This window comes from Nocardioides sp. J54, from assembly GCF_000519005.1.
Classification (GTDB): domain Bacteria; phylum Actinomycetota; class Actinomycetes; order Propionibacteriales; family Nocardioidaceae; genus Nocardioides.
Genome location: NZ_JAER01000047.1, coordinates 22,166 through 30,695, shown reverse-complemented (window position 1 = coordinate 30,695; position 8,530 = coordinate 22,166). Strand labels below are relative to the sequence as shown.

The window sequence follows — 8,530 nt, the reverse complement described above, 5'->3', positions numbered from 1 at the left end:
GGTGCACCGGGCTGTGACCGCCGCAGCCCGCCCGACAGGCCCGGAGGTTTCGAGGCTCCTCGCTGGCGCTCGTCGCACCTCAACCACCGGGAGTCCGGCGAAGGGAACCCGAGGCTTGCCACCCTCGACCGGCGACGCGCTCGCGCCGTCATGTCAGCATGAGCATCGACCAATCCGCCAGCCGATCGGCAACGAATCACCAGTGATGGTTGACGTGAACCCCTCCCACCCCGACCACGGCAGCGGCAGCGACACCGCTGCCCGGACCGACGCGGTGCCCCGGCCTGCCTTCACGGACTGGTGGCTGCCGCCGGACCCGCGGGCGCTGGTGCTGGTGCTGCACGGCGGCACGCAGCGCAGCGTGCTGCCGGTCGACGGGCGCAGCCTGTCCTGGCGGCGGGCGCGGGCGGTCGGTCGGCACGTGGCGGGCAAGGTGCGCAGTGACGGGGTCGGCGTTGCGCTGCTGCGCTACGGCGTCAAGGGCTGGAACGCCGGCCGCGGGTCCGCGCCGGCGCCGGTGATCGACGCGCGCTGGGCGCTGGAGGAGATCGCCGAGCAGCACGACGTACCGGTCGTCGTGCTGGGGCACTCGATGGGTGCGCGCACGGGGGTCGCGGTCGCGGACCACCCGTCCGTGCGCGGCGTCGTCGCGCTCGCGCCGTGGTTGCCGCCGGAGGACTCGGTCGAGCCGCTGGCCGGCAAGCTGCTGCGCGCGGGCCACGGGCAGCACGACCGGATCACGTCGGCGCGTGCGACGAAGCGCTTCGTGGACCGGGCCTCGTCCGTCGCGGACGCCGAGTTCACCGACATGGGCCCGCTGGGGCACTACCTGCTGCGCGGCTTCCCGCGCTGGAACGCCTTCGCCGTCGACGGCGTGCGCGAGGTCATCGACCGCACCGTGCACTGACCGGATCCGCCTGGCTCACCACCCGGCCCGCGGACGGGGTGGGGGTCGGGACGGGTTCGGGTCAACCTCGCCGTCAGGGCGAGGAAGGGAGCGTCAGGCTGCTTCGTCGTCGAGGTCGGCGCGGGCCTCGCGGACCAGGCCGAGGAGCCAGGCGATCGGGGGCAGGCCGGTGGCGGCGTGATCAGCGGCCTCGCGCCAGGCCCGCACGTAGGCCTCGCGGCACAGGTCGTCGGCGTCGGCGGGGTCGCGAGCGAGCAGCAGGGCCAGGCGGTAGACCTGGCGGCAGGTGGCGTCGTAGAAGGCCGCGAAGGCCTGCTGGTCCCCCCGCGCCGCACGGCGCAGCTGCTCGGCCGGGTCGACCGCGCCGACTGCTACCGAGCGGGTCTTTCCGGTGGGGTTCATCGTGACGCTCATCGCGGTCTCCCTTGATCGCCCTGCGGAAACTTACACAAGATTGTTGAACGGCTTGTTTAGATTTATGATGTGAGCATGCACCATCCCGACGCCGATGCGCAAGCCCCCGGCCCCGCCTCCTCCGACGCGGCCGGCGGCGAGGCAGCCGACCTGACCATCGGCGACCTCGCCCACCAGGCCGGCGTGAGCACCTCGGTGCTGCGCATGTGGGAGTCGCGGCACGGGTTCCCGGTGCCCCACCGCCTTGCCAGCGGCCACCGCCGATACACACCGTCGGACGTCGAGCTGGTGCGTCAGGTGCTGCGCCGCCGCGACGCCGGCATCAAGCTCGAGGTCGCGATCGCCGAGGCGGCCGCAACCCGGCCCCCGGAGAACCCGTCCATCTACGCCGAGCTGCGCCGCCGCCACCCCACCCTGGCCACCCACCGCCTGCGCAAGGCGACGTTGATCGCGCTCTCGTGGGCCATCGAGGACGAGTGCTGCGCCGTCGCCGACCAGCCGGTGCTCTTCGGCGCCTTCCAGCGCTCGTCGTTCTACAAGCCGTCCGCCCCGCGCTGGACCGAGCTCTCCCGTGTCGCGCGCGCCGCGATCGTGTTCGCCGACCACTGGCCCGACACCGCCGACGAGGCGAGCGGCCCGATCCGCGCCACCCTCGCCGAGGATGCGCCGATGTGCCGTGAGTGGTCCGTGGTCTGCGACGCCGCCGACAGCACCGCGTGCCTGGCAGCGTGGGAGCTCCCCGGGCAGACCGACGTCCCCGACCGTGAGCGCGTCTTCGAGGCGATCTGGACCGTCGACCCGGTGGCGGTGCGCGACGCCGCCCGGGTGGCCGCGTCCGTCGCGGAGCGCGCCGGCGTGCTGGCCGCGCGGCCGCTGCTCTACGAGCTCGCCGAGGCCCCCGCTCCGCGCACGACCACGCCCTCCGCGGTCACCGCGCTGTTCAACCGCGTCGTCGCGTACGTCGACCGCCTGTCCCTCTGACCCGCCGCGCCAGCGGAGACGCCGGCGCCCTGCTGCAGCCGCATGGGACACGAAACGGCTGCAGCAGGGCACGCGGGTGGCTGCTGGACGTGGGGTTCGACAGCAGCCGGTGCGACCGGCGGAGATCGCGGCTCCCTGCCCTCCCCAATAGCCGGTCGCAAGACATCGGGACCCTCCCGGTTCCCGCGCACCCATGGAACCGCGGTCACACCTTCCGCGTCGAGACCTCGCTTGCGAGGGTCCCAGCCCCCCGGCCCGGCGGGGAGCTCAGGCCAGGGCGAGGAAGAGCTTCTCCATCTTCTTCGCGTCCACGCTGTCCGGACCACCCTCGACGAGGCACTTCTGCAGCCCGGTCGCGACGAGCGCGTACCCCCCGCGCCCGATCGCCTTGTTGACGGCCGCGAGCTGCATCAGCGCGTCCTCGCAGTCGGCGCCCTCCTCGAGCATCCGGATCACCGAGGCCAGGTGCCCGTTCGCCCGCTTGAGGCGGGTGGTGATCGCCTTGACCTCGTCCGGGTCGAGCTTCATGACGTCCTCCTGGACCGGCAGCCCCTGCCGGTCATCGCGGATTCGAAACCCCCTTGGGGGGATCTGTTACGGTATCCAGCTTAACCCCCCGGGGGGTTCAGCATCAAGCGCCGCACGAAGGACCAGGAGGCCCGCCATGTGCCGCCCCACCCGTTGCCGCACCTGCGGCAAGACCACCTGGGCCGGCTGCGGCCAGCACGTCGCGTCGGTCAAGGCCGGCGTCCCCGCCGACCAGTGGTGCCCCGGTCACCCCGCCTCCACGTCGTCCGCCCAGCCGACCGCCGGCAGCCTCCTCCGCCGCCTCTTCCGCCTCTGATCACACCTGCCGCTGGTTGAAGGCACACCCCGCCTCGCAGGCCCCGGAGGGAGTACGACGCCGCGGCCTGCCGATGGTTGAGGTGCGAGGCGCGCGCACGGAGCCATCCGCCGCTGGTTGAGGTGCGAGGCGCGCGCACCGACCCCTCCGCCGCTGGTTGAGGTGCGAGGCGCGCTAGCGCCGAGCCTCGAAACCAGTGGCCCGCTGCACCGGACTGTGCCCGGCACAGCCCGCCTCGCAGGCCCGGAGGTTTCGAGGCTCCTCGCTAGCGCTCGTCGCACCTCAACCACCGGGTCAGGCGGCGCTTGTCGCACCTCAACCACCGGGAGTACGGCGCCACCCGCCTGCCGCTGGCCGAGGCGCGAAGCCGCCCGCACCGAGCCCTCCGCCGCTGGTTGAGGTGCGAGGCGCCCCAGCGCCGAGCCTCGAAACCAGTGGCCCCCGGGACTCCACTCCCCGGCCCAGCAGCACCCCTATCCTTCGCCCCATGGAACTCCCCGTGCCGACGTCGGCGCTCGGCTGGTTCGTCCTGGGGCTCGAGGTGGTGCTGCGGCTCGTCGCGCTGGGCATCATCCCCGGCAACCGGAAGCCGTCGACGGGCATGGCGTGGCTGCTGCTGATCATGGTCGAGCCGATCATCGGCTTCGCGATCTTCCTGCTCTTCGGGCGCACGCGGTTGGGCAACCGCCGGATCTCGCGGCAGAAGCGGGCGATCGCGGCGATCCGCGAGCGGGCCGAGCAGCTGCCGATGTCGTTCGACCAGACCCAGCTGCCGCCGCAGATCTCGCGGGTCGCGGACCTCAACCGGCACCTCGGCGCACTCCCCCTCACCGGCGGCAACGAGGTGCAGCTGTGGCCGGACTACCAGGGCGTCATCGAGGAGATGGCCCGCGAGGTGGACCGGGCGCGCAGCCACGTGCACGTGGAGTTCTACATCACCGCGTGGGACGAGGTGACCGACCCGCTCTTCCAGTCCCTCGTGCGCGCGACGGAGCGCGGCGTCGACGTACGCCTGCTCTTCGACCACCTCGGCTCGCGCCGGCTCAAGGGCTACCGCCGGATGCTGAAGCGGCTGCGCGGCACCGACATCCAGTGGCACCCGATGCTGCCGATCAAGCCGCTGCGCGGGCGGTTCCGCCGCCCGGACCTGCGCAACCACCGCAAGATCCTCGTCGTCGACGGCGCCGTCGGGTTCACCGGCTCGCTCAACCTCACCGAGCCCGGCTACAACAACCCGCGCAACCACAAGCTCGGCCGCGAGTGGGTGGAGCTGATGGTGCGCCTCGAGGGGCCGGTCGTCGGTGGGCTCAACGCGGTCTTCGCCTCCGACTGGTACGTCGAGACCGGTGAGGTCGTCGAGCTGGTGGCCGTCCTCGGCGAGCCCGACGTCCGCCCCGACGAGGTGCTCGACGTCCCCTGCCAGGTCGTCCCCAGCGGCCCGGGCCTGGTGGCGGAGAACAACCTGCGCATGTTCACGACGCTCATCTACGCGGCGACGAGGCGGATCTCCCTGACCTCACCGTACTTCGTGCCCGACGAGTCGCTGCTCTACGCCGTCACCACGGCCGCCGAGCGCGGGGTCGAGGTCGAGCTGTTCGTCAGCGAGGTGTCCGACCAGTTCATGGTCGGACACGCCCAGGCGTCGTACTACCGCGGCCTGCTGGAGGCCGGCGTGCGGATCTTCCGCTACCCCGCGCCGTTCGTGCTGCACGCCAAGCACTTCACGATCGACGACGACGTCGCGGTGATCGGGTCGAGCAACATGGACATGCGCTCCTTCGGCCTCAACTACGAGGTGTCGCTGATGCTGCCCGACCGCAACGTCGTCGAGCGGCTGCGCGAGGTGCAGGACTCCTACCGTGCGCTGTCGACCGAGCTGACCCTCGCCGAGTGGGGCGAGCGCTCCCGCGGGGCGCGGTACGTCGACAACGTGATGCGGCTGACCGCCGCCCTGCAGTGACCCCCTGAGCCGGCAGCGGCCGGCGCCGGCCCACCGGGACGGTCGTCCCGACCGTCTAGCCCGATCGGGCCATCACCCCGAATCTCTCGGCCGGACCTGCCTCCCGACCATTGCGGGCCGCTGTGCGCAGCCGTAATGCTCGATGAGCCAGCAGGATCTCGGGCATGGATGGGGAGGGAACCCATGAGCGCCATTCCAGTCACGGACGACATCGCCTACGCCGACGCCGCACCGCAGCACGCCGCCACCCGGATGCCGGCGGAGCTCGAGCAGGCCATCCTCGAGATCGCCGCCTCCGAGCGCGCCCTCGACGACCTCCTGGGTCGTGCGGACCGCCTCCACGCGAGCAACATCCAGCACGACCCGCGCTCCTGCCTGGTCTGCTTCACCGAGCGCTGACCCGGCCCCTGCACCCGGCGCGCACCCGCCCCTGACGCGGACGCGCGGTTAGCCGACGACCGGAGTCCGGGACACAATGGGCTGATGCCTGCCTCACAGCTGGTCCCGTACCTCCACGTCGCCGACGCCCGCGCCGCGATCGACTGGTACCGCGACGTCCTCGGCGCTGCGGTGGTCTTCCCCCCGATCGAGATGCCGAACGGCAAGGTCGGCCACGTCGAGCTCGCCGTCAACGGCGCGCGCTGGATGATGTCCGACGAGTGGCCCGAGCTGCACGCCGAAGCGCCCAAGGACGACCGCGGCCTGCCCGTCACCCTGCACCTCACCGTCGGCGACGTCGACGACGTCTGCGCGCGCGTCACCGCGTCGGGCACCAAGCTCGACCGCGGCCCCGAGGACGCCCCGCCCGCCGGCCGCGTCGCCTCCTTCCGCGACCCCTTCGGCCACCGCTGGTTCCTCAACCAGCCCTGACCGCCCTCCCCGCCGTACGCCGCTGGTTGAGGTGCGAGGCGTCGTGCAGCACGCCCACCGCCGCTGGTTGAGGTGCGAGGCGCCCCAGCGCCGAGCCTCGAAACCAGTGGCCCCTGCTGCACCCGACTGTGCCCACCACAGTCCGCCATCAAGGCCCGGAGGTTTCGAGGCTCCTCGCTAGCGCTCGTCGCACCTCAACCACCGGGCCCAGCCACACCGCCGGTGGTTGAGGTGCGAGGCGCCCCAGCGCCGAGCCTCGAAACCACCGGCCATGCTGCACCCAACTGTGCCCACCACAGCCCGCCACCAAGGCCCGGACGTTTCGAGGCTCCTCGCTAGCGCTCGTCGCACCTCAACCACCGGGGCGGCCCACTCCACCACTGGGGCCCGGGTCGTTGCCGGGGTCACGGTCCTGGACGGCCTTGCGGCGCGAGAGGTTCGGGAGGGCGTCGTACTCGCCGCGGATCAGGGCCTCGCGCTTCTTCCTGCTCCAGCCCTGGATCTGCTTCTCGAGGTGGAAGGCGTCGCTGATCCGGTCGTACCAGACGCTCCACACGAGCACGACCGGGCGTCGCGCCCGGTTGTAGGCGGCGCCGAGCTGGTCGTCGTGGTTGTGCTGCCAGACCCGGCCGTCGAGGTCCCAGGTGCTGCCGACGTAGTAGCTGCCGTCGTCGCAGCGCAGCATGTAGGTCCAGGGCATGGGTGTCCCTGCCGCTCGCACCGCCCCCTGAAACCCACTCTCCCGCGCCTGTGGACAACCCGCCCCGACGGGCGCTCGCACCGCTGCACCCCGCGCACGTCTGGGATCGCGGCCAGCGGGCACCGGGAGTTCATGTACATCGGACTGGGCATCATCCTTCTCGTCGCCGGGCTGATCTTCGCCCTCGACGTGATCACCGCAGACATCCCGAACGTCGACGAGGGGACGCTCGGCACGATCCTCATCATCGCCGGCGTGCTCGCCATCGTCTTGTCCCTGCTCTTCGCGCCGCCGTGGCGGCGTGACCGGGTCGTCCACGAGGACCGCCCGATCCGCTGAGCGAGCAGCACGCCACACCACCTGGTCGCCGGGCCCCCGTCGCGGGGTCCGGCGACAATGGCGTCATGGGCACCGACGTCCTGGCGGGACGCTACGAGCTGCAGCGGCTGATCGGCCGCGGCGGCAACGGCGAGGTCTGGCAGGCGCTGGACCGCTCGCTGGGCCGGGACGTCGCGGTCAAGGTCGTCGACGCCACCGACGGGGACGCCCCGGCGACGCGCCGCTTCCAGCAGGAGGCCCGCGCGGCCGCCTCGCTCAACCATCCCCACGTCGTCGCCGTGTACGACGCCGGCACGGACGGGCAGCGGGCGTACCTCGTCATGGAGCTGCTCCCCGGCCCACCGCTCTCGGAGCTGGTCCGCCGCGAGGGGCCGCTCAGCCCGGAGCGGGCGGAGGAGCTCGCCGCGCAGGCCGCGGCCGGCCTCGAGGCGGTGCACGGCGTCGGTGTCGTGCACCGCGACGTCAAGCCCGGGAACCTCGTGCTCGACCGGCAGGGCCGGGTGAAGGTCGTCGACTTCGGCATCGCCCGCGTGGCCGAGTCGACCGCCACCCAGGTCACCGCGACCGGGATGGTCGTCGGCAGCGCGCCGTACCTCTCCCCCGAGCAGGCGCGCGGCGACACCGCGACGCCGGCCAGCGACCTCTACGCGCTCGGCTGCACCCTGATGACGCTGCTGACCGGGTCGCCGCCGTTCACCGCCGACCACCCGCTGGCCGTGCTGCGCCAGCACCTCGACGACGCGCCGCCGCGGGTGCGGGAGCGCCGCCCCGACGTCCCGCCCCGGCTGGACGCCATCGTCGACGACCTGCTGGCGAAGGACCCTGCCCGCCGTGCCGACGGCTTCGCCGCGCTGCTGGGACGCGACACCGGGCAGGTCGCGTCGACGGCCGTGCTCACCGCCGCCGGCCCGCAGGTGCCGGGCACCGCCGTCCTGCCGACCACCGGGAGCGGTCGCCGGCTGCCGGTCGCGCTCGTCGCCGGCGCCGCGGCCCTCGCCGCCCTCGTGCTCCTGGTGGTCCTGCTCGTCGCCCTCCTCGGCGACGACGAGCCGACCCGCACCGCCGCCGCCCCGGCCAGCCCGAGCGCCACCACGGACAGGACGGACGCCACGGACGACGCCGGGGCGACCGAGCCTGCACCGCCCCCTCCGTCGTCCCCCGAGCAGGAGCCGGCGCCGAGCGACCTGGCCGCCGCGGTCGCCGCCCTGGACGAGGTCGTCGACGACGAGGCCCGCTCCGGCGGCATCGACGAGAAGACCGCCGACGACCTGGCGAAGAAGGTCGAGGACCTGCGCGAGGTCGCGGGCGGCGACGAGCCCGCCGACAAGGTCGCCCGGGACGTCGACAAGGCCCTCGACGACATGGTGAAGAAGCTGGACGAGGCCGCCGGCGACAGCGGGAAGAAGGGGCCCGGCAAGGACAAGGGCAAGGGACCCGGTGACCGCGAGGTCACCCCGGCTGCCGACGCCCGGATCCGCGCCGCGATCGACGACGTCCGAGCCGCCGCCTGAGCCC

At 73.0% G+C, this 8,530-nt stretch carries 11 protein-coding genes; 8 read left to right on the top strand and 3 right to left on the bottom strand.

Annotation, left to right across the window (positions count from 1 at the left end):
• The first annotated feature begins 205 nt into the window (after nt 1-205).
• Entirely contained in the window at nt 206-907 is a 702-nt protein-coding gene (locus NOCJ54_RS27335) for an alpha/beta hydrolase (protein ID WP_084255531.1), read from the top strand.
• A gap of 93 nt (nt 908-1,000) precedes the next feature.
• On the opposite strand, the gene NOCJ54_RS28660 is transcribed toward NOCJ54_RS27335, so the two are convergent.
• Complete coding sequence (locus NOCJ54_RS28660; protein WP_028656954.1) at nt 1,001-1,321, bottom strand: sigma factor; 321 nt, start codon at nt 1,319-1,321, stop codon at nt 1,001-1,003.
• A 75-nt stretch (nt 1,322-1,396) separates the two neighbouring features.
• Between NOCJ54_RS28660 and NOCJ54_RS28655 the strand changes: the two genes are divergently transcribed.
• Complete coding sequence (locus NOCJ54_RS28655) at nt 1,397-2,302, top strand: DICT sensory domain-containing protein (protein ID WP_051486205.1); 906 nt, start codon at nt 1,397-1,399, stop codon at nt 2,300-2,302.
• Between the two features lie 267 nt (nt 2,303-2,569).
• Here NOCJ54_RS28655 and NOCJ54_RS0120380 read toward each other — a convergent pair whose 3' ends face one another.
• Complete coding sequence (locus tag NOCJ54_RS0120380; protein ID WP_028656953.1) at nt 2,570-2,830, bottom strand: metal-sensitive transcriptional regulator; 261 nt, start codon at nt 2,828-2,830, stop codon at nt 2,570-2,572.
• 136 nt (nt 2,831-2,966) lie between these two features.
• Between NOCJ54_RS0120380 and NOCJ54_RS0120375 the strand changes: the two genes are divergently transcribed.
• The 4 genes from NOCJ54_RS0120375 to NOCJ54_RS0120360 all read left to right on the top strand — a co-directional run bounded on the left by NOCJ54_RS0120375 (nt 2,967) and on the right by NOCJ54_RS0120360 (nt 5,976).
• On the top strand, nt 2,967-3,146 hold the full coding sequence (locus NOCJ54_RS0120375) for a hypothetical protein (RefSeq protein WP_028656952.1): 180 nt from the start codon (nt 2,967-2,969) through the stop codon (nt 3,144-3,146).
• A 487-nt stretch (nt 3,147-3,633) separates the two neighbouring features.
• Entirely contained in the window at nt 3,634-5,106 is a 1,473-nt protein-coding gene (gene cls, locus NOCJ54_RS0120370) for a cardiolipin synthase (protein WP_036519021.1), read from the top strand.
• Between the two features lie 183 nt (nt 5,107-5,289).
• The gene (locus NOCJ54_RS0120365) at nt 5,290-5,505 is read left to right on the top strand and encodes a hypothetical protein (RefSeq protein ID WP_028656950.1); all 216 of its coding nucleotides are present in this window, start codon (nt 5,290-5,292) and stop codon (nt 5,503-5,505) included.
• Nucleotides 5,506-5,589: 84 nt separating this feature from the next.
• Complete coding sequence (locus NOCJ54_RS0120360; protein ID WP_036519018.1) at nt 5,590-5,976, top strand: VOC family protein; 387 nt, start codon at nt 5,590-5,592, stop codon at nt 5,974-5,976.
• A 352-nt stretch (nt 5,977-6,328) separates the two neighbouring features.
• Here NOCJ54_RS0120360 and NOCJ54_RS0120355 read toward each other — a convergent pair whose 3' ends face one another.
• Nucleotides 6,329-6,676, bottom strand: coding sequence for a GIY-YIG nuclease family protein (locus NOCJ54_RS0120355; protein ID WP_028656948.1), 348 nt, complete (start codon nt 6,674-6,676; stop codon nt 6,329-6,331).
• 132 nt (nt 6,677-6,808) lie between these two features.
• On the opposite strand from NOCJ54_RS0120355, the gene NOCJ54_RS27320 reads away from it, so the two are divergent.
• The gene (locus NOCJ54_RS27320) at nt 6,809-7,015 is read left to right on the top strand and encodes a DUF6458 family protein (protein ID WP_036519015.1); all 207 of its coding nucleotides are present in this window, start codon (nt 6,809-6,811) and stop codon (nt 7,013-7,015) included.
• 65 nt (nt 7,016-7,080) lie between these two features.
• Nucleotides 7,081-8,526, top strand: coding sequence for a serine/threonine-protein kinase (locus NOCJ54_RS27315; RefSeq protein WP_051486204.1), 1,446 nt, complete (start codon nt 7,081-7,083; stop codon nt 8,524-8,526).
• Nucleotides 8,527-8,530 lie beyond the last annotated feature (4 nt).

Bases quoted from the DNA above. Each gene is read 5' to 3' on its own strand.
- NOCJ54_RS27335 (WP_084255531.1), top strand. From the start codon at position 206: ATGGTTGACGTGAACCCCTCCCACCCCGACCACGGCAGCGGCAGCGAC.
- NOCJ54_RS28660 (WP_028656954.1), bottom strand. From the start codon at position 1,321: ATGAGCGTCACGATGAACCCCACCGGAAAGACCCGCTCGGTAGCAGTC.
- NOCJ54_RS28655 (WP_051486205.1), top strand. From the start codon at position 1,397: ATGCACCATCCCGACGCCGATGCGCAAGCCCCCGGCCCCGCCTCCTCC.
- NOCJ54_RS0120380 (WP_028656953.1), bottom strand. From the start codon at position 2,830: ATGAAGCTCGACCCGGACGAGGTCAAGGCGATCACCACCCGCCTCAAG.
- NOCJ54_RS0120375 (WP_028656952.1), top strand. From the start codon at position 2,967: ATGTGCCGCCCCACCCGTTGCCGCACCTGCGGCAAGACCACCTGGGCC.
- cls (WP_036519021.1), top strand. From the start codon at position 3,634: ATGGAACTCCCCGTGCCGACGTCGGCGCTCGGCTGGTTCGTCCTGGGG.
- NOCJ54_RS0120365 (WP_028656950.1), top strand. From the start codon at position 5,290: ATGAGCGCCATTCCAGTCACGGACGACATCGCCTACGCCGACGCCGCA.
- NOCJ54_RS0120360 (WP_036519018.1), top strand. From the start codon at position 5,590: ATGCCTGCCTCACAGCTGGTCCCGTACCTCCACGTCGCCGACGCCCGC.
- NOCJ54_RS0120355 (WP_028656948.1), bottom strand. From the start codon at position 6,676: ATGCCCTGGACCTACATGCTGCGCTGCGACGACGGCAGCTACTACGTC.
- NOCJ54_RS27320 (WP_036519015.1), top strand. From the start codon at position 6,809: ATGTACATCGGACTGGGCATCATCCTTCTCGTCGCCGGGCTGATCTTC.
- NOCJ54_RS27315 (WP_051486204.1), top strand. From the start codon at position 7,081: ATGGGCACCGACGTCCTGGCGGGACGCTACGAGCTGCAGCGGCTGATC.